General features: G+C 65.4%; 24 protein-coding genes. 13 read left to right on the top strand and 11 right to left on the bottom strand.

What is annotated here, in order from left to right:
* Positions 1 to 7: 7 nt before the first annotated feature.
* Positions 8 to 1,468 (bottom strand): condensation domain-containing protein, encoded by a 1,461-nt coding sequence (locus J1M86_RS21480; protein WP_075839782.1) that lies wholly within the window; start codon positions 1,466 to 1,468, stop codon positions 8 to 10.
* Between the two features lie 646 nt (positions 1,469 to 2,114).
* On the opposite strand from J1M86_RS21480, the gene J1M86_RS21475 reads away from it, so the two are divergent.
* Positions 2,115 to 3,401: a hypothetical protein gene (locus tag J1M86_RS21475; protein ID WP_206511288.1), complete on the top strand. Its 1,287-nt coding sequence runs from the start codon at positions 2,115 to 2,117 to the stop codon at positions 3,399 to 3,401.
* Here J1M86_RS21475 and J1M86_RS21470 read toward each other — a convergent pair.
* The gene (locus tag J1M86_RS21470; protein ID WP_206511287.1) at positions 3,382 to 4,671 is read right to left on the bottom strand and encodes a glycosyltransferase; all 1,290 of its coding nucleotides are present in this window, start codon (positions 4,669 to 4,671) and stop codon (positions 3,382 to 3,384) included. The two genes, J1M86_RS21475 and J1M86_RS21470, sit on opposite strands and share 20 nt — an antisense overlap.
* Positions 4,672 to 4,811: 140 nt before the next feature.
* On the opposite strand from J1M86_RS21470, the gene J1M86_RS21465 reads away from it, so the two are divergent.
* Together J1M86_RS21465 and J1M86_RS21460 are read left to right on the top strand one after the other, a co-directional pair.
* Positions 4,812 to 6,149: a hypothetical protein gene (locus J1M86_RS21465; RefSeq protein WP_206511286.1), complete on the top strand. Its 1,338-nt coding sequence runs from the start codon at positions 4,812 to 4,814 to the stop codon at positions 6,147 to 6,149.
* 63 nt (positions 6,150 to 6,212) lie between these two features.
* Entirely contained in the window at positions 6,213 to 6,659 is a 447-nt protein-coding gene (locus J1M86_RS21460; protein ID WP_206511285.1) for a flavodoxin domain-containing protein, read from the top strand.
* Here the strand turns inward: J1M86_RS21460 and J1M86_RS21455 are convergent.
* From J1M86_RS21455 to J1M86_RS21445, 3 genes are read right to left on the bottom strand one after another with little or no spacing between them, the layout of a single operon-like run.
* Positions 6,645 to 7,268 (bottom strand): nucleoside triphosphate pyrophosphatase, encoded by a 624-nt coding sequence (locus J1M86_RS21455; protein ID WP_075839785.1) that lies wholly within the window; start codon positions 7,266 to 7,268, stop codon positions 6,645 to 6,647. The genes J1M86_RS21460 and J1M86_RS21455 overlap by 15 nt on opposite strands.
* 8 nt (positions 7,269 to 7,276) lie before the next feature.
* The gene (locus tag J1M86_RS21450; protein ID WP_075839786.1) at positions 7,277 to 7,585 is read right to left on the bottom strand and encodes an acyl-CoA carboxylase subunit epsilon; all 309 of its coding nucleotides are present in this window, start codon (positions 7,583 to 7,585) and stop codon (positions 7,277 to 7,279) included.
* On the bottom strand, positions 7,582 to 9,213 hold the full coding sequence (locus J1M86_RS21445) for an acyl-CoA carboxylase subunit beta (protein ID WP_206511284.1): 1,632 nt from the start codon (positions 9,211 to 9,213) through the stop codon (positions 7,582 to 7,584). The genes J1M86_RS21450 and J1M86_RS21445 overlap by 4 nt, the downstream gene beginning before the upstream one ends.
* A gap of 127 nt (positions 9,214 to 9,340) precedes the next feature.
* Here J1M86_RS21445 and J1M86_RS21440 point away from each other — a divergent pair, with 127 nt between their 5' ends.
* From J1M86_RS21440 to J1M86_RS21425, 4 genes are read left to right on the top strand one after another with little or no spacing between them, the layout of a single operon-like run.
* Positions 9,341 to 10,171, top strand: a complete 831-nt coding sequence (locus J1M86_RS21440) for a biotin--[acetyl-CoA-carboxylase] ligase (RefSeq protein ID WP_075839812.1) — start codon at positions 9,341 to 9,343, stop codon at positions 10,169 to 10,171.
* Positions 10,172 to 10,176: 5 nt separating this feature from the next.
* On the top strand, positions 10,177 to 10,770 hold the full coding sequence (locus tag J1M86_RS21435) for a PH domain-containing protein (RefSeq protein WP_075839787.1): 594 nt from the start codon (positions 10,177 to 10,179) through the stop codon (positions 10,768 to 10,770).
* A 39-nt stretch (positions 10,771 to 10,809) separates the two neighbouring features.
* Positions 10,810 to 11,490, top strand: coding sequence for a response regulator transcription factor (locus tag J1M86_RS21430; RefSeq protein ID WP_075839788.1), 681 nt, complete (start codon positions 10,810 to 10,812; stop codon positions 11,488 to 11,490).
* A gap of 9 nt (positions 11,491 to 11,499) precedes the next feature.
* Entirely contained in the window at positions 11,500 to 12,837 is a 1,338-nt protein-coding gene (locus J1M86_RS21425; RefSeq protein ID WP_206511283.1) for a sensor histidine kinase KdpD, read from the top strand.
* On the opposite strand, the gene J1M86_RS21420 is transcribed toward J1M86_RS21425, so the two are convergent.
* Positions 12,834 to 13,397, bottom strand: coding sequence for a GtrA family protein (locus J1M86_RS21420; RefSeq protein ID WP_206511282.1), 564 nt, complete (start codon positions 13,395 to 13,397; stop codon positions 12,834 to 12,836). The genes J1M86_RS21425 and J1M86_RS21420 overlap by 4 nt on opposite strands.
* A 200-nt stretch (positions 13,398 to 13,597) precedes the next feature.
* Between J1M86_RS21420 and J1M86_RS21415 the strand changes: the two genes are divergently transcribed.
* The 3 genes from J1M86_RS21415 to J1M86_RS21405 are packed head-to-tail and all read left to right on the top strand — an operon-like array spanning position 13,598 to position 15,679.
* Complete coding sequence (locus J1M86_RS21415) at positions 13,598 to 14,797, top strand: 5-(carboxyamino)imidazole ribonucleotide synthase (RefSeq protein ID WP_241260490.1); 1,200 nt, start codon at positions 13,598 to 13,600, stop codon at positions 14,795 to 14,797.
* Positions 14,794 to 15,303, top strand: a complete 510-nt coding sequence (gene purE / locus J1M86_RS21410; protein ID WP_075839789.1) for a 5-(carboxyamino)imidazole ribonucleotide mutase — start codon at positions 14,794 to 14,796, stop codon at positions 15,301 to 15,303. Before J1M86_RS21415 ends, purE begins: the two co-directional genes overlap by 4 nt.
* Positions 15,304 to 15,307: 4 nt before the next feature.
* Positions 15,308 to 15,679, top strand: coding sequence for a hypothetical protein (locus J1M86_RS21405; protein WP_075839790.1), 372 nt, complete (start codon positions 15,308 to 15,310; stop codon positions 15,677 to 15,679).
* 13 nt (positions 15,680 to 15,692) lie between these two features.
* Here the strand turns inward: J1M86_RS21405 and J1M86_RS21400 are convergent, their stop codons facing one another.
* Both J1M86_RS21400 and J1M86_RS21395 read right to left on the bottom strand, forming a co-directional pair.
* The gene (locus J1M86_RS21400; protein WP_206511280.1) at positions 15,693 to 16,400 is read right to left on the bottom strand and encodes a TIGR03089 family protein; all 708 of its coding nucleotides are present in this window, start codon (positions 16,398 to 16,400) and stop codon (positions 15,693 to 15,695) included.
* Between the two features lie 48 nt (positions 16,401 to 16,448).
* On the bottom strand, positions 16,449 to 17,909 hold the full coding sequence (locus J1M86_RS21395) for an LCP family protein (protein ID WP_206511279.1): 1,461 nt from the start codon (positions 17,907 to 17,909) through the stop codon (positions 16,449 to 16,451).
* 337 nt (positions 17,910 to 18,246) lie between these two features.
* Between J1M86_RS21395 and rfbD the strand changes: the two genes are divergently transcribed.
* The 3 genes from rfbD to J1M86_RS21380 are packed head-to-tail and all read left to right on the top strand — an operon-like array spanning position 18,247 to position 21,131.
* Positions 18,247 to 19,110 carry a dTDP-4-dehydrorhamnose reductase gene (gene rfbD, locus J1M86_RS21390; protein ID WP_206511278.1) on the top strand — a complete coding sequence of 288 codons (864 nt, stop codon included), beginning with the start codon at positions 18,247 to 18,249 and terminating at the stop codon, positions 19,108 to 19,110.
* 34 nt (positions 19,111 to 19,144) lie between these two features.
* Positions 19,145 to 20,056: a glycosyltransferase family 2 protein gene (locus J1M86_RS21385; RefSeq protein ID WP_206511277.1), complete on the top strand. Its 912-nt coding sequence runs from the start codon at positions 19,145 to 19,147 to the stop codon at positions 20,054 to 20,056.
* Positions 20,046 to 21,131: a sugar phosphate nucleotidyltransferase gene (locus J1M86_RS21380; protein ID WP_206511276.1), complete on the top strand. Its 1,086-nt coding sequence runs from the start codon at positions 20,046 to 20,048 to the stop codon at positions 21,129 to 21,131. The genes J1M86_RS21385 and J1M86_RS21380 overlap by 11 nt, the downstream gene beginning before the upstream one ends.
* Here J1M86_RS21380 and J1M86_RS21375 read toward each other — a convergent pair.
* Genes J1M86_RS21375 through cofD form a run of 3 tightly spaced genes read right to left on the bottom strand, consistent with a single transcriptional unit; the run spans position 21,128 to position 24,001 of the window.
* Complete coding sequence (locus tag J1M86_RS21375) at positions 21,128 to 21,676, bottom strand: NUDIX hydrolase (RefSeq protein WP_083667842.1); 549 nt, start codon at positions 21,674 to 21,676, stop codon at positions 21,128 to 21,130. The genes J1M86_RS21380 and J1M86_RS21375 overlap by 4 nt on opposite strands.
* Positions 21,677 to 21,680: 4 nt before the next feature.
* The gene (locus J1M86_RS21370; protein ID WP_206511275.1) at positions 21,681 to 23,036 is read right to left on the bottom strand and encodes a coenzyme F420-0:L-glutamate ligase; all 1,356 of its coding nucleotides are present in this window, start codon (positions 23,034 to 23,036) and stop codon (positions 21,681 to 21,683) included.
* Positions 23,033 to 24,001, bottom strand: coding sequence for a 2-phospho-L-lactate transferase (gene cofD / locus J1M86_RS21365; RefSeq protein WP_075839815.1), 969 nt, complete (start codon positions 23,999 to 24,001; stop codon positions 23,033 to 23,035). Before cofD ends, J1M86_RS21370 begins: the two co-directional genes overlap by 4 nt.
* Positions 24,002 to 24,528: the final 527 nt, after the last annotated feature.

Raw genomic sequence — 24,528 nt, 5'->3', positions numbered from 1 at the left:
CGTGCTCCTATTCTCTGCCGGCTCCGACGGCGTCGACCACGGAGTCCAGAGCCTCGGTCGGCTCGTCGATGACTTCGGTCATGACCGTGACGAACTCGGTGACGAAGCGATGAACGTTGGTGGTCGAGACATCCGAACTCGGGAAACGAGCGGAGATGTTGAGTCCGTCCAGCGTCCGGTTGATCCAGAAGTAGACCTCGTTCTCGGCGTGGCATTCACTGCGCAGCGCACGTCCCTTGCGAGTCTGCCATTCGTGCCCGTCGGGCAGGAATCGCAGATCGATGTACGACACGACGAAGCGAGGTATCTCCGTCGAACCCAACAGTGCCGCTACACGAGAATACGGGACCGCCGCCAACGCCTTGTTCTCGTTCGACCCGGCCGCTGCGCAGTGGATCGCATCGGCGAACGTCCGGGCCTCGTCGAGCCGGATTTCGATCGGCGCAATTCCGACATACCAACCCACGCTGGCCGCCAACTCCGGCGTGTGGCGCGTGTGCATCGGCATGACGGTGCGAAAGGTGCCGTCGCCGGACAACCGCGCATTGACGAGTGCGAGTGCTGCCAGAATGCCCGACTGCATGTTCTGGCCGGACGCACGGCAGACCGCGTTGAACTTCTCCACCTGGGCAGCGGTGAGCAACCACGAGGACACACTGCTCTGACGGAGCGCCGGGCTCGCCGGCGCAGCCGATTCCGCGTCGCTCTGCTCTGGAATTGCAGTCAGGGGCAAGGGGAAAGCAGGGAATCGACCGTCCTCGTGTGCGAGGAAGCTGCTCCAGGACGAAACTGCCTCGTCCTGCGGCGTCAGTGCTTCACCCAGTCTGCGCTCGTGGGCTGAGAAGTCCACATAGCTACCGACCGCAGGAAGGCCGGGGTCGGTGCCGTCCAACGCTTGTGCGTACAGCCGATCGATCTCGTTGATCGCGTAGATCTGGCTGTAGGCGTCCATGACGGAGTGGTCGGCGGCGAAGACGATCAGGAACTTCTCGGTCTGCGGCACGCTCGCGGCGACGCGCGGTTCCGGCACGACTGTGGCCATCACCAAATGCGGCCACAGCGTAGGCGAGACAGCATCGGCGAACCATGCCTGCAGGTGACCGAAAACCTGCGATTCGGTTCTCGTTCCGTGTACGGGGCGGTCTTCGATTCGAACGGCGTCCGCCTGCACCGTGTGCCGGCGCCAGGTGCCGGTCGAATCGTCACGCTCGACGCGGGTGCGGAACGCCTCGTGACGCGCGATGTAGCTTGCCATCGTGCGCCGCATCACCTCGACGTCGAAGCGGCGGTGAATCTCGAAGACGGTGCCGATCCACGATCCGTCGTTGCCTCGACTGCAGTGATCCTCGTGGGTGAAGGACACCGGTCGGTCGTCCGCGGTCCATGCCGAGGCGTCGGTGACCACGGGCAACCATTCGGTCAGCGTGCCGGCAGGTAGGGGATAGTCAGCCAGTTCCGTGTATTCCATCGCTTATCCAATTCCGAGCTCGGCCAGCCGAGGCTGGCTTAGGTGAGGGGGGTGAGCTTTCGTGCGTCGAGTTTCGGGTGGAGCGGACCTCGTACGGCCGAATTCATAAGTGTTCGCGCATTCGTTCTCGGTGAATCGAATTGACACGAACCGACCGTATGTAACGCCCGTGTGTCCGCCCCGGCGGCAATGCAGGGGTCGAACGTCCTCAATTCAGAGTAGGTCGAATGCCAATGTAATTCGCTATGCAAAAAAGTGTTGTTGATCACCGACGGCGAGGTTGACGGACGGGGAGACCGATGATGGAAGCGGCATCCGGTGAAGGATCGGCGACGAAAGCGCGCTCGAATAGTGCTGCGCTTCAGCGTGTTCGAAGTAGTCTGGGGCTCCGACTTGCGGGATGTATCGCTGTGTGTATCGGGTGCGATGTGTTGTCGAACCCTGTCGACCCCGGGCAAGCGGAGCTTTCGAATAAACCTACCGATCTGTATGAACATTGTTCATTTGTTACGGCGCAGTTTCGTCGAGGCGTTACCGGGAATTCATCTCGCCCGTCGTTTTGTCCATGTAGTACGTTCTGCTAATGGCACGAATTGGATTTGCGGATCATTTGTTCCTGCGAATGCACCACGGAATCGGTAATCCAGTGTTCAATCAGTTTGTGTGGCGGTTCGACAACGTACTGCCCGACGCAGAGCTGAAGAAGATGCACACGAATCTCTCGCGGGGATTGTTGGCGCGGGCGGTCCTTGCGCCGACGCTCCCGACGGCGCGCCACCGATGGGTGCAATCGGAGGAGTCGATGCCGCTGGACCTCGCGTCCACCACCATTGCTCAGGACGCCGTACGCTGCTGGGCGGAGCAACGGGTTGTCGACGGGCTCGATCCCGAGCAAGGTACGGGCTGGCAACTCGCCGCTGCCCGCATCGACGGCGGGGGGATGGTGCTGTCGCTGGTGTGTTCGCACATGATCGCAGACGGTGCGGCCATGATCGCTGCAGTACGCCAGGCCAATCAGGGACAACCGAGCGTGCGTGCCGCCGACCTGGGCTCCCGGCCGTCCCTGATCAGGGGGCTCGTCGACGACTTCGACGATACGATCGGAGAGCTGAAACCGATCGTGGAGTGGGCCGCCAGGACGGTGGCCGACGGTATCGCGGGGATCGGTCGCGCGCCGTCGCCCGGCGCCGCTCCCAAGCCCGAGCAGCCGCACCGCAGTGTCGTGGCAGGCAACAGTGATCTGTGGAGTCCCCCATACGTGGTGATCGAATGCCCGGCCGACGAATGGAAGGCAACTGCCGCGGAATGGGGCGGAACGTCGACGTCTCTGTTCATCGGAGTGATGACCGCGCTGGCCGAACGGCTCGGCCGGGCGCGCCCCGGGGACGAACTACGGTGGTCACTGCCGTACAGCGACCGCGATATCGGCGATCTCGATGCCAACTCGACGAAGATCGTCCCGGTTCGGGTGCCGGTGTCCGAGACGGTGGACCGGGACCTGACTCGAATCCGGAAGGCCGTCAAGACCGCTCTCACCGAGTTCACTGCTCGTTTGCAGACCGGCAACGCCGCTGCTGCCGTGCCGCTCCAACTCGTGCAGATGCTGCCTGATTCGCTCGTCGCGCGAATGCCGATGCCGTCCGACGGCGCCGAGGGCCTGTGCTCGAATCTCGGTCGAGTCCCCGACGACTTCGCCATGATCGGTGGTTTCGCGGCTGCAAGTATCTCGGCACGGGCGATTTTCGCCGGAGCCGACCCGGCGTTCGCGCGTTCGCTCGGAGGTGGATCGACGGCCTGGGCGTGTGAAACTGCGGACACGGTAACGATCACGGTGCACGGCATGGATCCGGACCGCATCAGGACGGACCAACAGATGCGCGAGGCGGTCGCTGCTGTCCTTCGCCGGTGGGACCTCACATATCGCTTGTGGTGAACGCGCGTTCGACGATGTCGGCGGACGCGCGAACTGCGTCTGCCGGTGGCGTCATCGACGCGGCCAGTTCCTGTGCCCGAGAGGCAGTTCGATCAGCGAGCAGAGTCGCCAGGCGCTCGGTCAGACTGTCCGTGTTCAAGGCCGAGAACTTCATCGAGACTCCGGCGCCGGTTCGAACGAGCGCCGCACCCCAGAACGGTTGGTCCGCGCTGAACCAGCAGACCATCGTGGGCAGCCCGGCGCGTATGCTCGCCGCCGTCGTCCCGGCTCCGCCATGATGAACTGCCGCTCGGCACAGCGGAAACACCGCCGCGTGGTCCACCGGGCCGGTGATTGCGAGAACCGATCCGGGCACGATTCGTTCCGAGAGTGCGCTCCATCCCGAACTCACCACCGCGCGGTATCCGTTTCTGCGACAGACATTCTCGATCGTGTCCACCAGTGACTGCGGGTCGCGAACAGGCATGCTTCCGAACCCGAAGTACAGTGGCGCGGTCCCGTCGTCGATCCACGTGCGCAGTGGCGAGCCCACGCCGATGTCGGTACCCGGAGTGGTTGCGGTGGAGACGAGTTCGAGAAAACCGACGAACGGACGCTCATTCGCCCATTCGCGCTCGAGGCCGGGGAACAGTGCACCGTCGTACGCCTGGATCTCGACGCCGCCGTACGCGGAAATTCTTTTCGGAAGGGGGGCCGTGGCGGCGCGCAGACCCAGATCGTGTCTCTGCTGGTTCTCCCGCTTCTTCATCGACCGCCACCGAGTTGTTTCCAGCAAGCGCCACGTCGCGCGGTTCACGGCCGCCGGGAGCTGCCGACCCGGTATCACCGACATCGACCCGTTGAGCCGAATCGGGCAGTAGTGCAACGCAATGAACGGAACTCCCATCGCCTCGGCTGTGTTGAATGCCATTTCCTGGCCCAGAGTGCCGGTGATCACAGCGTCGGCGCCGACTGCCATCTGCGACAATTGCTGCGTCATCTCGTCCCACCCGAAGTTGGCCAACTCGGCCAGCGCAGCGAGGCGCGTTCGGGGGTTTCGTGCCTTGATGCGCGTGCGGACGAGCTCCGACTCGAGCAACGCCTTGGTGTCGGGGCCGAAGGGGACCACGGTGATGCCGTCGGTCGATGCCGTGGCCGCGGCGGCGAACGGCACCAGATTCGGTGGTGCGCCGAATTCGATGGAGTGGCCACGACCAGCGAGTTCGACAGCGAGGGCCAGCCCGGGTTGGACATCACCGCGGCTGCCGGTGAACGGCAGAACGATCTTCACTCGAGCACTCCTTTGCCGCGTCGCCGGTCTGCAACGTACCCCATGGTGGTTTCGGGCGCGTAAGACGAACAGCCGCAACGCACTTTGCGTTGCGTCACATGTCTGTGGTGCGTTGCACCCGACGCCGATACGCTTGTCGAGTGAGCCGACTGACGTACGACGACGACCTGTTTCTCCGTATGGAGTGTGTGCTGAACGTCCCGGTCGTCAACCAGATCGTCTGGCGATTCGACCACGCAGTTCCCCGCGAGGCCGCGAACGCCATGTGGCGCAACCTGTCAGAAGGGCCCCTCGGTAGAACAGTCGAGCGTGTCCGTGTGCCAGGGGCGCGCGACCGATGGACCCGTGCATCCCACACGCTGCCGCTCGACGTGACCGATGCGGGCATCCCGGCGTCGCAGTTGGGTCAGTGGATGCGCGAGCGCGCCGCGACTGCGCTGAACCCGATCGATGGGCCGGTGTGGCAACTGGCATACACCACGATCGAGGAGGGTGGCTCCGCGATGTCGCTGGTCGCATCCCACGTCGTTGGCGACGGCGGCGCACTCACATCGGCAGCGATCGCTGCGATCGAGGGTCCGGGTGATCCCGAGGATTTCTGCTCGGCTTGGGATCGACCGATCGAGGCGGACGTGCGGGATGCGGCCGGTCAGTTCGGGGCAGCGGCACGGGGAGCCGCGCGAGTACTCGCGCGGAGTGTCCGCGGCGCCCTGTCCGGCTCGCCTGGCTCCGCCCCGGTGAGCGCCGAGCCGTCCGCCAGCGCCGCGGTAGTCGGCCCGTTGGCGGTCGGAGATTTCACGCCCAGCACCGTTGTCGTGGACTGTCCGACCGAGGAATGGACCGCTGCCGCAGCTGCCGCCGGAGGCAGCGCGAACAGTCTTCTGGTCGCAGTCGCGCTCGGCATTCTCGCCGGAAGCGGGCGGGTCGAGGGCGCGGCTCCGATAAAGGTGTCCCTGCCGGTGAGCACACGAGTGCGCGGGGACATTCGCGCCAACGCGACATCGGGAGTGTCCATTCAGGTCGAAGGTCACCAGGGGTATCGCTCCGATCTGTCGCAGATCCGGTCGAAGAGCAAAGCCGCATTCACGGCGCTCGCCGACGTATCCGAACCCACCTCGTTCGAGTTGGCCAAGCCTCTGATGCAGATGCTGCCGGACGTCATCGTCGCGCAGGCGTCCAAATCGGCCACAGCACCGTTGTGCCTGTGTTCCAACCTCGGAGACCGCGGCGCTCGCGCTCGATCGATCGGCGGCGTGCCTGCGCGGTCCGTGGCCATGCGTTCGATCACCCAGAACACCACCGCCGAACTGCTCCGGCGGACCAAAGGCGGTGTGAGCGTGTGGTGGAACACATCGGGCGAGACGGCAACACTGTGTGTCACCGGTCTGGACCCCGATCACTTCCCGACTGTGGAGCACCTACGTGCGTTGATCTCCGACGAGTACGACAAGTGGGAGCTGACTCCCACGTACTGGTGAGGATATGCTTGTCCACCGATTGAGCAGCGAAGTTCAGCAGGGCCGCAGAAGGGGGAAGAGGACATGTCAGTAGTCGTGTTGTTCGGTTCGGAGACCGGTACGGCCGAGGAGGTCGCGGACAAGATCGCCGAGGTACTGGTGGACCACGACGCCGAAGTACGCGACATGCTCGAGTACGAGGTATCGGACATCGACACCGACGACTTCCACGTCATCATTTGCTCCACCTACGGCGAGGGCGAACTACCCACAGGTGCCGAACCGTTCTACGAAGCGCTCGTCGAGGACGCCCCGGATCTCACAGGCCTTCGGTTCGCGCTGTTCGGGCTGGGCGATCGCATCTACGAAGAGACATTCAATCGCGGCGGGGAGATCATGGCGCAGAAGCTGATCGAGCTCGGCGCGCAGCAGGTGCACGAACATGCACGCCACGATGGGTCGTCCAACATCAAGCCCAAGGCACAGGCCGAGGAGTGGGCCCAGGAGTTGACCGGACTACTCGCCGGCTGAGGACCACAGCTCGGCCATGGTGACGCCCACCTCGGCGAGCAGGCGGCGAACAAGCGGTAGCCCGATCCCGATGACACTGGACGGATCACCCTCGATGCGGTCGACGAACCAGCCGCCGAGGCCGTCCAGTGTGAACGCCCCGGCAACCTCGAGTGGCTCACCCGAGGCCAGGTAGGCCTCGAGATCTGCGCGTCCGGGTTCGCCGAAATGGACCGTCGTCGTGCTGCATGCCGTCACGGCCGCGACCACCGAGCCCCCGTGCACGCGCACGACGGCATGACCGGTCAGTAGCTCGCCCCTGCGGCCGGCCATCGTCTCCCAGCGTCGGCGTGCGACATCCACGGTGTGAGGTTTGCCCTGGAGCTCGCCGGCAATGGCGAGCATCGAATCACAACCCACCACCACGGCGTCGTCGAATTCACCGGCAACGGCCAGCGCCTTCGCGCGCGCGAGCGTAGTGACCACCAGCTCGGAATCTGCTGCGGACCCGAGCTCGGCCGTCAACGCATCCTCGTCCACGCCGGACACCCGCACGAGAGGACTTATCCCCGCGTTGCGCAACACACCAAGACGAGCGGGCGATGCCGACGCGAGAACGAAGCTGAGCACCGACGGATTCAGTAGCGCTGAGACGCGGCGAACGAATACGGCGAGAACGGGACATACGTACGGTGCATCGACGCCGGCGCTCCCCACAGTTCCGGTGGCCGAGAATCCACCGGTGTAGGCGCGGACGCCGCCGATGTCAGGACCGTCACCAGCGCCGCGATGTCCTGGTCGGTGGGATTGCCCGCGAGGATGCGAATCGCACCCTGCACGTCCGCGCTCGCCGCAGCGTCGAGGCCTGCAGTGTCGGTGCCGACTGCTTCGAGGATCTCGGCTGCATCGTCGATCACCACTTCCCGAGGCATGGCGTCGGCACTCATAGCGGGATGTTTCCGTGCTTCTTCGGGGGCAGAGTGACCTGTTTGCGTTCGAGCAGTCGCAGGGCGGAGACGATCTGTCCGCGAGTGTGGCTCGGTGGGATGACTGCGTCGAGGTAACCGCGTTCCGCGGCGACGTACGGGTTGACGAGGGTGTCCTCGTACTCCTGCTGCAGGGTCAAGCGCAGCGCGTCGACGTCCTCACCGTTCTTCGCGGCTTCGAGGAGCTTCTTGCGATAGACGAAGCCCACGGCGCCGGAGGCGCCCATGACGGCGATCTGCGCGGTCGGCCAGGCCAGGTTGACGTCGGCGCCCATGTGCTTGGAGCCCATGACGTCGTAGGCGCCGCCGTACGCCTTGCGGGTGATGATGGTGATCTTGCCCACGGTGGCCTCGCCATAGGCGTAGAGCAGCTTCGCCCCGCGGCGGATGATGCCGTTGAACTCCTGGCCGGTACCGGGCAGGAATCCGGGGACGTCGACGAGGGTGATGATCGGGACGTTGAAGCAATCGCAGGTCCGCACGAAACGGGCGGCCTTCTCGGAGGCGTCGATGTCCAGTGTTCCCGCGAACTGCGTGGGCTGGTTGGCGACGATGCCGACACTGCGGCCGTCGATGCGTCCGAAGCCGACGATGATGTTGCGGGCGCGGCCTTCCTGGACCTCGAGGAATTCGTCGTCGTCGAGGATGCGGCGGATGACCTCGTGCATGTCGTACGGGGTGTTCGGCGAATCCGGGATCAGGGTATCGAGCTCGAGGTCCTCGTCGGTGAGGTTGTCCTCGATGGCGCCGCTGATGGGATCCGAGGGGAGCATGCGGGGCGCTTCGGCGCGGTTGTTGCTCGGCAGGTAGCCGAGCAGGTCACGAACGTAATCGAGCGCGTCCTGTTCGCCCGAGGCGACGTAGTGCGCGACGCCGGACTTCTCCATGTGGGTGTGCGCGCCGCCGAGCTCTTCCATGGTGACGTTCTCGCCGGTGACGGTCTTGATCACGTCGGGGCCGGTGACGAACATCTGGCTGGTGCCGTCGACCATGACGACGAAGTCGGTCAGGGCGGGGGAGTAGACGTGTCCGCCGGCTGCGGGTCCCATGATCAGCGAGATCTGGGGGATGACGCCGGAGGCCTGAACGTTTCGGTGGAAGATCTCCCCGTACAAGCCGAGGGAGACGACACCTTCCTGGATGCGGGCGCCGGCGCCCTCGTTGATGCCGATGAGTGGTCTGCCGGTCTTGATGGCAAGGTCCATGACCTTGACGATCTTCTCGCCGTAGATTTCACCGAGGGAGCCGCCGAAGACGGTGGCGTCCTGGGAGAACACACAGACGTCGCGGCCGTCGACGGTGCCGTACCCGGTGACGACGCCGTCGCCGAAGGGCCGGTTCTCGGCCATGCCGAAGTTCTGGCTGCGATGCCGGGCGAGCGCATCCATCTCCACGAACGAGCCCTCGTCGAGCAGGGCGGTGATGCGCTCGCGGGCTGTGAGCTTGCCCTTGGCGTGCACCTTTTCGATCGCGGCCTCACCGGAAGGCGCCATGGCTGCTTCGCGGCGACTCCGCAGATTGGCGAGCTTGCCCGCGGTGGTGTGAATGTCGGGCGCCTCGGCAGCAGTCGAGTCCTGAACACTGGTCATGGGCAATCACTTTAACCACGGCTGTGATGCGGATCCCTACCCAGGTCCATCAACCGGAGAAGCCGAGCAATGCTACCGATCGGTAGCGAGATCACGCCAGACGCGCGGTGGCAATATGCTCGGGGCCATGTGGACCAATCTCGAACGCCCTCCGCTCGACATCGCGGCGCTGCGCCGCGCACTCGTCGAGGGCCCCCAGGCGTCCTGGTCGAGACTCGACGTGGTGGACCGAACCGGTTCTACAAACGCTGACCTCTTGTCCCGAGCAGACACCTTGGCCGACCGGACCGCACTCGTGGCCGAGCACCAGGACACCGGCCGCGGCAGGCATGCGCGGCCGTTCTCGGGGCCGCCCCGGTCGCAAGTGCTGGTGTCAGCGCTGGTGAAGTTCCCCGGCATCGACCCAGCCGTACTGGGGTGGATACCGCTGTTGACCGGGGTTGTCGTCGTCGATGCCCTGCGCACGGTCGCGGCCGTCGACGCTGCGCTCAAGTGGCCCAACGACGTTCTCATCGAGGGTCGGAAGGTCGCCGGAATTCTCGCCGAGGTCGCCGCACACGGCGGCACACCGTCGGTGGTGGTGGGCATCGGGTTGAACGTCTCGATGACCACCGAGGAGTTGCCCGTCCCGACAGCTACCTCGCTGATACTCGAAAATGCCGCCGTGTCCGATCGCGACACCCTCCTGCGTGCCATCCTCCGCGGTATCGGGGCAGAGGTGGATTCGTGGAGGAACTCGCAGTGGAGCACCGACAGCCTCGCGCACCGCTACCGAGAGCGCTGCGACACGGTCGGCCGTCGCGTGCGTGTCGAACTGCCCGGTGATCGGCAGTTCTTCGGCAAAGCCACCGACGTCGACACACACGGCAGAATCGTCGTCCGCATGGACGAGACCGACGAAACGGTGGCGGTGGCCGCGGGTGATGTCACCCATCTGCGCGCCGTCGATCAGGAGTGAGAGACATGGGCTACCCACAGGACGCGCTCGCAGACACCGAAGACCTGCTGCTCCATCACCATCCGCACTGGAAGATGCTGGTCCTGCCCGCCGTGACGTTCATCCTCGGCACGGCAGTCGCCGGATTCGCCGTGGGCGTGATCTCGGCTCGACTCGACGGCACCAGCGCCACCATCGCCCTGGTCGCCACCGCCGTGATCTGGGCGGCAATCGTCGGGTGGCGGTCTCTCGCGCCGCTGATCAGCTGGAAGTGCACCCACTTCATCGTGACCGACCGCCGAGTTCTGGTGCGCCAGGGTGTCATCACGCACTCCGGCATCGATATCCCCATGGGACGCATCAGCAACGTGCAGTTTCGCCACGGTCTGCTCGATCGCATACTCAGAACCGGAACCCTCATCATCGCCTCCGCATCGGACGACCCACTGGAATTCGACGACATTCCACATGTCCAGCGCGTGCACTCGTTGCTCTACCAGCAGGTGTTCGACTCACTCGATGTAAGGCGTGACCGGTACGACGATGACAGCGGGGAGGTGTCGGCGCAGGACGTCGCCGATTCCGCCCGGCCCGGTTGGCGCGGCGGCAGACGCAGATGATGCAGCATTCTCACAGGTTGCGAACGTAGGCTGACCGTCGTGACCGACGTGCTCCTGGCCGAAGACGACGAAGCGATTGCCGCACCACTCTCGCGGGCCCTCGGGCGCGAGGGGTACACGGTGACCGTGGAGCAGACCGGCCCGGCCGCGCTGCAGCAGGCGCTGGAGGGCCATTTCGACCTCCTGATACTCGACCTCGGCCTCCCCGGCATGGACGGACTGGAAGTCTGCCGACAGGTGCGCGCCAACAGCTCCGAGCTCGCGGTCCTGATGCTCACCGCGAGAACCGACGAGGTCGACTTCGTCGTCGGCCTCGATGCCGGCGCCGACGACTATGTGGGCAAGCCCTTCCGGTTGGCCGAGCTGATGGCCAGGGTCAGGGCCCTGCTGCGCAGGCGCGGACCCGGTGAGGACACTCCGGTCGAGGTCGGCGGTATCAGACTCGAACCGGCGGCGCGCAGAGTCCTGGTCAACGGCGCCGAGATCTCGTTGGCCAACAAGGAGTACGAACTGCTCAAGGTGCTGCTCGATCACGCCGGTCAGGTCGTGTCCCGAGAGACGATCCTGCGTGAAGTATGGGGTGACGCCGAGCTCCGGGGATCGAAGACCCTCGACATGCACATGTCCTGGCTGCGTCGAAAGATCGGGGACGAGGGCTCGGTCTCGGAGCGCCGGATCGCCACGGTGCGTGGCGTCGGGTTCCGCATCAACAGCGACTAGGGCCGGGCGATGCGCCGACGCATACTCCAATCGATCCTGGCTGTGGTCATCCTCACCGCCCTGCTGCTCGGCCTACCTCTGATGTACACCGCGTGGCTGTGGGTCGAGGACTTCACTCGCGACGATCTGCAACGCAGACTCGACCGAATGGCCTCGGAGATCCTGTCTCAGGAGGGGGATTCGGGCATGGTCGTGGGCGCACTCGACACGAGATCGCTGCGGCTCGCGATTCCGCAGGCGGGGCGCCTCGTCGTCGTGTACCCGACCCCTGGGGACGCCGCTTCGCAGGTCGACATCGGAGAGGCGTTCGTGCCCGCTCCGCTCGTCGAATCGTTGTCGTTGGGGGCGTCGGGTTCGCTGCGCCTGGAGGTCCCGTCCGAGGACATGCGAACCCTGCAGCAACAAGCCGTCGGAGCCGTGGGGCTGGTGGTGTTGGGATCGATTCTGGCCGGCACCGCCGTCGCCGTCCTCACGGCGAAGCGTCTGGCCGACCCGCTGCAGGACGTCGCCCGTCGCGCTGCGCGACTTGCCGAGGGGGATTTCCGTCCCGATCCCCGGCGCCACGGAATCGCCGAACTCGACCGGGTATCGGAAGTTCTCGATTCGGCGACGGTGGAAATTGCCGGTCGACTGCAGCACGAGCACGCGCTGGTTGCGGACGTCTCCCATCAACTGCGTAGCCGGTTGACCGCTGTGCGGCTCCGACTCGACGAATTGTCCACCCACCCCGACCCGGATGTCGTCGGTGAAGCGAACGAGGCGATGGCCCAGGTAGATCGATTGACCGTCGCGATCGACGAACTCGTCCGCGCTTCTCGCAGCGAGGGCACAGCAGGCACCGAGGAGATCGGCGTGCTGGACGAACTGTCGGGGGTGATCGCCGAGTGGAAACGTAACTTCGAGGAAGCCTCACGCAGGCTCGAACTCGTCGGCGACGCCACGGTGACAGCCGCAGTGACCGGATCTCGCTTGCGCGAGGCGGTGGCGGTTCTGGTCGACAATGCGCTCTCGCACGGCGGCGGCACGTGCACGGTCTCGGTTCGTCTGGTCCCGGCCATGGACACCACGGCCCTCGACCCTTCAGAACGACGGCGCGAGCCCTTGGCGTGTATCGAGGTCACCGACGAGGGTGCCGGAGTCAGCGACGAGCTGGCACCGCACATCTTCGATCGCGGATTCTCCGGAGCGGGATCGACCGGCGTCGGTCTCGCCCTCGCGCGTGCGCTCGTCGAGGCCGACGGCGGACGGCTGGAACTTCAGCGCCGTCGCCCCGCCCGGTTCTCGGTGTTTCTGCCTGCGTCTCGAACGACCAGCACGCCTGCCCCGCCGGTGCGCGAACCGCGCTAGCTGTGGCCGAGCTGTTCCTCGGCGGCTTCCTCGGCGGTCGGCTCGTAGTCGATCGACCCGGCGACGACGCCGCGACCGTTCTCGTCGGGAAACGCGAACTTGCGCAGCGCCCAGAAGCGGAAAGCCATCTGCATCAGATTGCCGATGATGTAGTTGAGCACGAAGTCCACGATCACCAGCATCGTCAGGCTGGCGTGACCTTCACGAATGTCGAAGACGTTGTTGGCGATGAACAGGGGTGCCGCAGCGATGAGCACGCCCACCCCGCTGATGGTGAAGAACAGCAAAGCCTCATGGTGCCGCTCGCGTCCGCCGCGATTCTTGAAGGCCCACTCCCGATTGAGGATGTAGCTCAGAATCGTCGCCATCACACCCGAGATGATTTTTGCGATCGTGGGCTTCGGCTCGAGCACGGTCAAGCTGAGGGAGTAGAAGATCGCAAGATCGAAGATCATGGTGGTGCCACCGACGATCGCGAACTTGATCAACTCGCTATGGCGAATCGCCAGTTCCCGAACAGGGCCGGGGAGGCGATGAAGCACTCTGTCGATCGTGGGCACAACGGAGGAGTCTACGAAACGTTGGTGTGATTTCACGAACCGGCGCGCGGATCATCAGAGTCTTCTCAGAGTAGGGAGGGGACTGGCGGACGTCGAACGGTCCTCACATGACACGATATGAAGCCGTGACTGCTCCACGTTCTGCCTCCGGCGCCGCCAATTCGCCGCGCCCCAGTACCCCCCGCGCGTCCGATGCCGGGATGCCCGTCGTAGCGATGATCGGCGGGGGCCAACTCGCGCGAATGACACACCAGGCAGCGGTTGCTCTGGGACAGACGCTGCGGGTTCTCGCGGCCGGCGCCGACGAGCCTGCTGCGCAGGTCAGTGCAGACGTCGTTCTGGGGCACCACGACGATCTGGACGCACTTCGCACGGTGGCAACAGGCTCGAACGCGTTGACCTTCGACCACGAACACGTGCCGACCGAACACCTCGACGCCCTGGTAGCAGAAGGTGTCAATGTCCAGCCGCCGCCCACCGCGCTGATCTACGCCCAGGACAAGCTGCGTATGCGCCGCAAGCTCCAGGAACTCGGGGTTGCCATCCCGGCATTCGCCGAGGTGACCTGGGTGGGCGACGTCACCTCGTTCGGGGAGGAGCACGGTTGGCCGGTCGTGGTCAAAGCCATCCGCGGCGGCTACGACGGCCGTGGCGTCTGGATGCCTGCCGACGCCGACGAAGCGGAAGCCATCGTCACGCGGCAACTCGACCTCGGGGTTCGGCTGATGGTCGAGGAAAAGGTGGCGCTCCGACGGGAGTTGTCGGCGATGGTCGCCCGCTCACCCTTCGGCCAGGGTGCGGCCTGGCCGATCGTGGAGACGGTGCAGCGCAACGGTCAATGCGCCGTCGTTCTCGCCCCCGCTCCCGCTCTCGGTGAGGACACCGCGATCGAGGCCGAGCGCATGGCGCTCGGACTGGCGGCGGAGTTGGGTGTCGTGGGAGCGATGGCGGTGGAGCTGTTCGAGACCGTCGACGGCGCGATCGTCGTCAACGAACTGGCGATGCGCCCGCACAACTCGGGCCACTGGACCATGGACGGGTGCCGGACGTCGCAGTTCGAGCAGCACCTGCGCGCGGTGCTCGACTATCCACTCGGTGACACGTCGCCACTGGCCCCGATGACCGTGATGGCCAATATCCTCGGTGCCCCCGAGGCGCCCGCCATGAGCATGGACGAGCGCCTGCACCACCTGTTCGCGAGAATGCCCGATGTGAAAGTGCACCTGTACGGCAAGGGCGAGCGCAAGGACCGCAAGATCGGTCACGTCAACGTGGTGGGCGCAGCGGGTGGGCACCATGGTGATGCGACCTATGTGAGCGGGATCACAGAACGTGCCCAACGTGCGGCTCACTTCATGTCGCACGCCGAATGGACCGATGGATGGGACCCACACGCATGACCGAATTGCAGGGACCTCAGGTCGGGCTCATCATGGGCAGCGACTCCGACTGGCCGACGATGGAGGCCGCCGCCGAAGCGCTCGCGGAATTCGGCGTGCGCTTCGAAGTAGGTGTCGTCTCCGCGCACCGCACACCGCAGCGCATGCTCGACTACGCGCGCAGCGCCGCCGAGCGGGGACTGAGCGCGATCATCGCCGGCGCCGGTGGGGCAGCCCACCTGCCCGGCATGGTGGCGTCGGCGACACCGCTGCCGGTGATCGGCGTCCCCGTCCCGCTGAAGTATCTCGATGGAATGGACTCGTTGCTCTCGATCGTCCAAATGCCGGCCGGTGTCCCGGTTGCGACCGTGTCCATCGGTGGAGCCCGCAATGCCGGACTGCTCGCTGTCCGCATTCTCGGCGCTGCTGATCCGGTGCTGAGGGAGGCGATGGCCACCTACCAGGCAGGGTTGGAGGCCATGGTGGCCGAGAAGGACGCAGCCCTGCGGGCGAAGCTTCTCGGATAGCACCATGTCCACGCGCGCACAGATACGCGATGCCGCTCGGGGACGTTGTCAGTCGCGGGTGGTGACGTACATCGCGTTGGGCTACGCCAGGTGCTGGCGCGCTGAGATCGGCTACGACGAAGCTGCTCGCCTTTTCGTCGCCGCTGGTATGCGGGGCGGATTCGGCCGCGGTGGCACCACGATCGGTGGTGTATATCTCACGCGGCGCAACACCTCGGTGGCGGTTCTTCGGCACGAGGCCGTCCATGCGGACCAGTGGGCTCGGTACGGACTGTCGTTCGCGGTGCGCTACCTGGTCGAGGAACTCCGAAATCCCGGCGCCGCCAATCGCTACGAGATCGAAGCGGGACTCGCAGACGGGGGATATGCGGGCTAGGTGGTCATTACAGCTAGCTGAGGGTCTTGCTCACCTTTTCGGTTTCGCGGCGGCGATCCATCTTGCTCGCGTCGGGGCGGTTCACCTGCACCAATGACGAACCTGAGACCAGAACGGACAACAGTCCGTCGATCAATTCATCGGCGTTCCCCCAGGCCAGCGTGGACAGGACGCGATCGCCTGCAGCGAGTGAGTGTGCCTCGGCGCGGGCGCGTGCAGCAGCGAGGACTTCCTCGACGGACCGGCCTTCGAGAGCGCCCTGCTGCCCGGACGGAGTGAATCGATCACCGTGCACTCTGACCGAGCTGGCGTAATCGGTGACCCCCACTGGCAAGTCCGGGACAGGCTTTCCGAACGCATCGAGCGAGAACGCCAGAATCTCGGGCACATCCCCGGCCTCGTCGATCCGATCACCGTGAACGAGGGCCAGCTCGGCGTCGGGGTCGGCGGCGAGGGTGACGTCCGCACCTGCCCACCATGCGCCGAGAAGCGCCGCCGCAGTCTGCCAGTGCGCGGGTAGCAGTACCGATACTCGCGCGCCGGGTTCGAGTCCGAACTCGTCGCGCAGAAGATTCGCGGTCTTCGCGGCCCAGTTGGTCAGTGTCACCCCAGACACCTCGACCCGCTCGCCGGTGCTGTCGTCGTAGTACGTCACCCGCGGGCCCGCCGGATCGGTCGCGAGAATTGGATCGAGCAGTTCCTGCGTCAGGGTCGTAGCCACATGACGAACCCTATCCGAGCGCCCAGAGCGAATCAGTGGACTGGCGGTTCAGTTGACGCAGGCCGGCCCGACCGAACCTGCGTCGATTGCAGGTGCGGAAGGTTCGCTGCCGGACGCCGCGAGGTCGGGCGTGCCCGTCACGTCGTCCGCCGGAACCACCGCACCGTCGGCGCCTGGTCCTGAGTAGTCGGCGGTGAGAACGACTCGAATCGTGCCCTCTGACAGCGTGTCATCGGAGCTGACCTCGAGACCGCCGAGCGCCGCCGCGACCGAGCGCGCGGCATCACTGTCCGGATCGCCGGCCTGAACTGTGCTGCGCGTAACCGAGGTCCCCTCGTAGTTGCCGACAGTGCCGTCCGTGTAGCCCAGGGCCCCGAGGGAGGTTGCCACGCCGCTCGCGAGACCGTCGATACCGCTGTCGTTGGCGACGTCGACGGTCACCGACGATGGGTCGATTTCCGGGGCGTCGGTCGATTCCGGCGAATCCTGCTCGTCAGCGGTGCCGTCCAGCAGTCCTTCGACGTAGGTCCGAACCGAGAGCGGGTCGACTTCGACGATCGATTCGCCGTAGTCGGTCACGCCGTTGATGTCCACGACGGGAATGGTTTCGAACTTCACCTGTCCGCCGGCGAGGTCCTGCAACCTGGTTGCGAATTGCAGTATGTCCCAATCGTCGTCCAGAACCACCGAACGCTGCACCGCAGCGCTCAACTGGTTCAGTTTGCCCGGATTGCTCAGCGTTTGCGCACTGAGCACACTGCGCACCAGCGATGCCATGAACACCTGCTGCCGCACGATTCGGTCGAGATCTCCGCGGGGTAGATCGTGGCGCTGTCGCACGAAACTGAGCGCATTCGAACCGGACAGTGTCTGTACCCCGGCCGGGAAATCGGCGCCGGACAGTGGCTCGTCGACCGGCGCGTTGAGGCACACCTCGACCCCACCCACCGCGTCGGTGAGCAGAACGAAACCGAACAACCCGACCTCGGCGTAGTGGTCGACGGTGATTCCGGTCAGGTCCGCGACCGACTCGATCAGAGCCTCGCGGCCCGCCTCCGTCGACGTGGAGTCGGCCTCGGCGTCGGTGACGCCCTGCTGGACCAACTCGAGCCGCCGGGTCTCCTTGGTGGCGCCGTAGGCGGCGTTGATCTTCGACATGCCGATACCGGGGACCTCGACGTAGGAGTCGCGGGGAATCGAGATCGCGGTGGCCGACGACCCGTCGTTGGGAACTCGAATCAGGATGATGGTGTCGGTGTTCGACGCGACCTCGTCACCGGCCCGCAGCGAATCCAGCTCGGCCTGGGTCAGCGCGTTGCCGTGCGCATCGGTACGGCTGTCGGTGCCGACGATCAGAATGTCGACGGCGCCGTCGGCGCCGTTGCCGAGTCCCAGACCGCCGGCGGTGGCGATGTTCGAGCGCAGTGAGTCGACGCTCTGCCACGCCAGGCCTGTCACCAGCAGGATCAGAACGGACGCGGCAGCGATTGCTATCCGAGGGGCCCGCATACGCCTGAGGTCCTGGGTGGGCCGTTGTCGCGCCGGAGCAGGCCTTTCTCGGGCCGGATCGGTCCGACGCCGGGGAGCCTGCCGTGCGGGTCGCTGTGCACGCTCGGAGTACCCGCGCTCGGAAGACTCACGCTCGGAATACGCGGGATCGGAATGTCGACGAGGCCGACTGTGACGGGAGCGGCTGCGGGGCTCGCCTCGCGGCCCGTCCGACTCTCGTGTCACCTGTGGTCCTCTCGATGCGTTCTCTTGGTTTCGACTCCCCCCGATCCTCCAGGCTACTTGTGAAACGTCACTGCCTCGCTCAAGCAGCGGCGGCGTGCCACACTTTGCGACTGTGGCCAACATCCTTGTGACCGGAGCCGGCGGACAACTCGGCCGGCAGATCCTCGACCTCGCGAGCGGTGGTGACCGGACCGGTCGCACGGTCGGGGTCGGCAGTGCCGAGCTCGACATCACCGACACATCCGCGGTCGCCGACGCCATCGAGCCGTCGATGATCGTGATCAACTGCGCGGCCTACACCGCGGTGGACGCCGCTGAGACCGATATCGATCGGGCAACGGCAGTCAACACCGATGGCCCACGCAACCTCGCCCGAGCCTGCGCCGCCTCGGGTGCGAGGCTCGTACACGTCTCCACCGACTACGTCTTCGACGGAACAGCAACGACACCCTACGAACCGGACGACGCGCCCGCGCCGCAGAGTGTTTACGGCCGCACCAAACTGGCTGGTGAGCGTGCCGTGCTAGCGGAGCTTCCCACTGCCAACGTGGTGCGGACGGCATGGGTCTACACGGGAACCGGGACGGATTTCGTCGCGACGATGCTGAGGCTCGAGCGCGAACGAGACGTGATCACCGTCGTGGACGACCAGATCGGTTCGCCGACGTACTCCCGCGATCTCGCTGCGGGGCTGCTGGAACTGGCCGCGTCACCGGTGACCGGCTCGATTCTGCATTCGACGAACGCTGGGACTGCGAGCTGGTTCGATCTGGCGCGCGCTGTGTTCGCCGGGGTCGGGGCCGATCCGGAACGGGTAAGGCCGTGCTCGAGCGCAGAATACGTTCGTCCTGCACCCCGACCGTCGTTCTCGGTGCTGTCCGGTGCCGCTTGGGAGCGCGCCGGCCTGACACCGTTCAGGGGGTGGCGCGACGCACTCGGCGACGCGCTGCAGTCGGCCCGACCGGCCACGACGTGACACGCCGAAACCTGGGACCGTTAGTCTTGCCCGCGTGAGTTCCAAGCTGGCCGTCGTTACGGTGACCTATTCGCCCGGGGAGTACCTGGATCAATTCCTGAGTTCGCTCGCGTCCGCCACGGACGAGAAACCTCAGGTCGTCATGGCCGACAACGGGTCGACCGACGGAGCGCCGGAAGCTGCCGCCGCGGCCTACCCGAATGCTCGCCTGTTCCGGACCGGTGCCAACCTCGGATACGGAGCAGCAGTCAATCGTGCTGTCGCCGAGATCGACGAAGACATCGAGTTCATTGTCGTCGCGAACCCCGATGTCCGGTGGCATCGCGGCTCACTGGACGGCCTTCTCGCTGCCGCCGAACGGTGGCCGCGCGCAGGTGCGCTGGGACCGCTGATTCGTGAGCCCGATGGCAGTCGGTACCCGTCGGCTCGATCGGTGCCGGACCTCACCTCGGGCGCCGGTCACGCGCTACTGGGGAAGCTGTGGCCTCGCAATCGATGGACTCAGCGGTATCGACAGGACAACGAAGCCGCAACCGAACGCGCCGTCGGTTGGCTTTCGGGTTCGTGTCTGCTCCTGCGGCGTTCGGCGTTCGACTCAGTGAACGGGTTCGATTCCAGATACTTCATGTACATGGAGGATGTGGATCTGGGTGACCGCCTCGCTGGCGCCGGGTGGCACAACGTGTACGTCCCTGGCGTCGAGGTCACTCACTCCAAAGGTCATGCGGCAGGACGGCATCCGGAGTTGATGCTTCCCGCCCACCATGCGAGCGCGTACAGGTTTCAAGCTGATCGACACCCACACGTATGGCAAGCTCCCCTGAGATGGGCGCTGCGCGCGGGCTTGGCGGCGCGTTCGAAGGTGGTTGTGGCTTCGGCGCTTCGGCAGCGACAGATCGATAATCCGGACAAGCGAGACAACAGAGAGGCCGACCATGTCAGCTGACATGAGCAAGACCACTGATGCCGTAATTCTCGTGGGCGGCAAAGGCACTCGCTTGCGCCCGCTCACGCTCTCGGCACCCAAACCTATGTTGCCGACCGCCGGTCTTCCGTTCTTGCATCACCTGCTCGCGCGGATCAAGGCTGCTGGCATCGATCACGTCGTGCTCGGGACTTCGTTCAAGGCCGAGGTGTTCGAACAGCACTTCGGTGACGGTTCCTCTCTCGGAATAGAACTCGAATACGTCACCGAGACCGAACCCATGGGTACCGGTGGCGGTATCCGCAACGTCCTGCCTCGGCTCCGCGCGGACAATATCGTCGTCTTCAACGGGGACGTTCTCGGCGGAACCGACCTGACCGCAGTGCTCGATACCCACCACCGAACGCAGGCCGACGTCACGCTCCATCTGGTTCGTGTCGGTGATCCGCGGGCCTTCGGGTGCGTGCCGACCGACGAGAACGGTCGCGTCACTGCCTTTCTCGAGAAGACGCAGGATCCGCCGACCGACCAGATCAACGCCGGCTGCTACGTGTTCAAACGCGAGATCATCGAGACGATTCCGCACGACCGCCCGGTCTCGGTGGAACGTGAGGTCTTCCCGGCGCTGCTCGCCGAGGACAAACGAATCTACGCCCACGTCGACAGCGCGTACTGGCGCGACATGGGGACTCCGGAAGACTTCGTGAAGGGTTCTGCCGACCTGGTGCGCGGTATTGCACCGTCCCCTGCACTGAACGGCACGCGTGGTGAATCGCTCGTACACCCGAGCGCGGGAGTCGCGCCCGGTGCTCTGCTGATCGGGGGCACCGTGATCGGGCGCGGCGCCGAGATCGGTGCGGGCGCACGACTCGATGGCGCTGTCGTCTTCGACGGCGCGGTCGTGGAAGCAGGCGCGGTGGTGGAGCGGTCCATCCTCGGCTTCGGTTCGCGTATCGGACCGCGCGCGTTGGTTCGTGACGCGGTGATCGGCGACGGGGCAGATATCGGTGCTCGCTGCGAGTTACTACGCGGGGCCCGCGTCTGGCCCGGAGTCAAGCTCCCCGATGGTGGGGTGCGCTTCTCCACCGACGTCTAGCGCTGGTTCGCCAACTCGACCAGGTGGTTGATGGTGTCCACCTCGGCAGCGGCGGGCAGGGAGTCCACGGGCCACCATTTCAGGTCGGTGGACTCCTCGCTCCGGACGGCCTGCGCACCCGCTCGTGCTCGCACGAGGAACCTCAGGTCGAGATGCCGTGTCGGTTTGCCCAGCGAGCACGTGATGGGATGCGTGTGGGCTGACAACAGCTGATTGTCGATCTCCAGATCGTCGATTCCCGACTCTTCCCGCGCCTCGCGCAGTGCCGCGTCGACAACGGTCTCGTCGGATTCCTCGCAGTGGCCGCCCAGCTGAATCCATCGCCCCACCCGCGGGTGAAGCGTCAGCAACACGCGGTGACCGGACTCGTCCAGAACGAGCGAGGACGCGGTGATGTGACCGGCCTCGTTAGCGCGCAGGCAGCCCTCGGGGTTGCTGTCCAGAAACGCCAGCATGGTGTGACGCAACGAATCGGCATGCCAGCTCTCGGTGTTCCAGTTCGTCAGAACGGACATGGCGGATTCGTGCAGGGAGCGCGCGGTCACAGGCTCAGATCTCCACGAGTCCGGTGCCGGCTTCTCCGGGCGTTCTCGGTTCGAGAACGCCAGTGGGGTGTCCGATGGCTATGGCGCCCATCGCCTTCCAGTTCGCACGCAATCCCAGCTCGGCACCGACGAGGTCCGAGACGAAAATGGTGGATCCGATCCAGCAACTGCCGAGTCCGCGGACGGCGAGCGAGACCAACAGACCCTGCACGGCCGCTCCCGCGGCCACCGTGAACATCGTCTCCTCGGCCTTGGTTCGGCGCTCGTCGGCGTACGAGTGCGCACCGTCGGGCACGCAGAACGGAATGACCACCTCGGGGGCGTCGAACAGAATGTCTCCGCGGCCGACCCGGCGTTCGATGCGTTCCTCGGACCACCCGTCGCTCCGCAAATCCTCCCGCCACTGCGTCCGCATCGCCGTCAGCAACCGCGCCCGCACTGCTTGTGTGCGAACCCACACGAAGCGGACCGGGTGAGTGTGATGCGGGGCCGGGGCGGTCAGGGCGTCGGCGACTGAGCTGCGGATGGCGTCAGGGTCGACGGGATCGTCGGTGAAGGCTCGTACCGATCGGCGGAGCAATACCGCTTCGCGTCGGCCACGGGTAATCGATTCCTCGGTGCCCAACCAGAACAGGTCCTCCTCGCCGGGGCGCACGAGATCGCGTGCCCGCGAACCGTCGTCGACGGGCTTCAGGCCGCGGACGACGGCGACCGGCACGGAACCGAGCTTTCCCTTCACGAGGTCGCCTGCCGCCGCGATCTCATCGGCGATGGCAACCTCGGTGACGACGAGTTCGTTGCCCTGACTGTCCTCGGTCCCGGAGTATGCGTGCACCACGGCGAGTCCGGCGCTGCCGATCGCAGCGTCGGTCTGACCGATACGCCAAGCCCTTCCCATGGTGTCGGTGATCACCACACCGACCTCGACGCCGAGCGAGCGGGCCAGGGCAGCTCGCAGTTCACGCGCGCTCGCATCGGGATCTTCCGGCAGCAGCGCGAGTTCGGCGCGATCGACGTTCGATCCGTCGATCCCCGAGGCGGCCTGCACGATGCCGAGTCGATTCTCGGTGATGAGGGTCCGGCCCTTTCGGGCGACGACACGGACGGCCTCGCGGTCTACGAGCAGACGACGAGCAGCGTCCCTCGCTTCGGGATCGATCGGTGCATCGACGAGGCGGCCCTCCACCTTGGAGACGACCTTGCTCGTCACCACCAGGATGTCGTCGGTGCGAATCCACGGGGCGCATGCGGCGATGGCGGCGGCGAGATCGTCCCCGGGTCGGAACTCGGGGAGCCCCACAATGGGGAGCAGTTCGATGCTCGTGCCCGGTGCGTGATCGGACGGCACCGGCGCGCTCACAGGTTCAGACCGACGGACCGCAAAGCGGCAGCAGCCATTTCGGCGGTTGCGTCCGTGTCGGTCATCAACAACGGTGCGCTGACGACCTCGACGCCGGGAATGGTGGCCTCGTCGGTCGAATGAATCATCCAGCCGTCGAGAATGCCGGTATCCGAACGCGCGCCGTAGTGGCGTCCGATGGCTTCCGCCGAGGTCTCGACGCCGATGACCGACAGGCATTCGTCGGCCATTCCGCGTAGAGGCCTGCCGTCGATGACGGGGGAGAGGCCGACAACTCTCGCGGCGGTGGTTCGTAGAGCGCTTCGGATACCGGGCACAGCGAGAATGGCTCCGATGCTCACGACCGGATTCGAGGGAGCGAGCACGACGGCGTCGGAATCGGCGATGGCGTCGAGCACTCCGGGTGCCGGGCTGGCCTGCTCGGCACCGATATTGGCGAAGCTGTGCGTGGGGAGCTGGGCGCGGTACCGAACCCACCACTCCTGGAAGTGAATTGCTCGCTTGCTGTCCCCGCTGGGATCGGCCGGATCGGTCACCACGACGTGGGTCTCGCTGCGGTCGTCGGTCACCGGAATCAAGCGCACTCCGGGTTTCCATCGGTTGCACAGCGCCTCGGTGACCGCAGAGAGCGGATAGCCGGTACGCAGCATTCGACTCCGGATCAGGTGGGTGGCGATGTCGCGATCGCCGAGACCGAACCAGTCCGGGTCGGCTCCGTACGCCGCGAGTTCGTCTCGAGCATGCCAGGTTTCTGCGATTCGACCCCACCCACGCTCGGTGTCTATTCCGCCGCCGAGGGTGTACATGCAGGTATCGAGATCTGGGCAGATGCGCAGACCGTGCATCCACACGTCGTCACCGACGTTGACGACAGCAGTGATATCACCGTCGGTTCCTAGTAGGGCTTGCAGGCCTTGGAGGAATCGCGCGCCTCCGACGCCACCGACCAATACAGTCACTTTCACAGGTTCGAAGCCTATGTCGTTCCTCTGTTCGGTGGACGGCCGCCCGGCGAAGACCGAACGCGGCGGCTGTTCGGGCAGTTTTTTCGACACGACACGCACGAGACGGGCGCCAATCCGGGGTGAGCGCTGTTTTCGGGGCAAGAGATGGTATTGGAAAAATGTCCATCGGCTTGACCGCGACGTACCGGGGCGTGTCTAATCACATGTATGTCATTCCGTGGTCACCGAGCGAGATCGCTTGCTGTGAACCTTGATTCGAACACGCGTTCCCATGCATCTTCGTAACACGGGAGCGTGGAGTGAAGATCGAGGATATGGGTATGACATTGAATTCCGGCGCGGGGCACGGAATTCGGAACCGACCGAAGATTACTGCGCTATCGAATGGTGAGGAGGCGGAAGCGATGTACGACCAGCACGTGATACGTGAACGACAGGGCGAAACCCCTGCTCACCTCAGCGCGGTCAGCGACGCGCCGCAGACCGATTTCGACGCAGGCGCAGCACAGCGCGTCGGCGAAGAGGCT

This window comes from Rhodococcus sp. KRD197, from assembly GCF_017168235.1.
Classification (GTDB): Bacteria; Actinomycetota; Actinomycetes; order Mycobacteriales; family Mycobacteriaceae; genus Rhodococcoides.
This window is presented reverse-complemented; position numbering and strand designations above follow the sequence as displayed.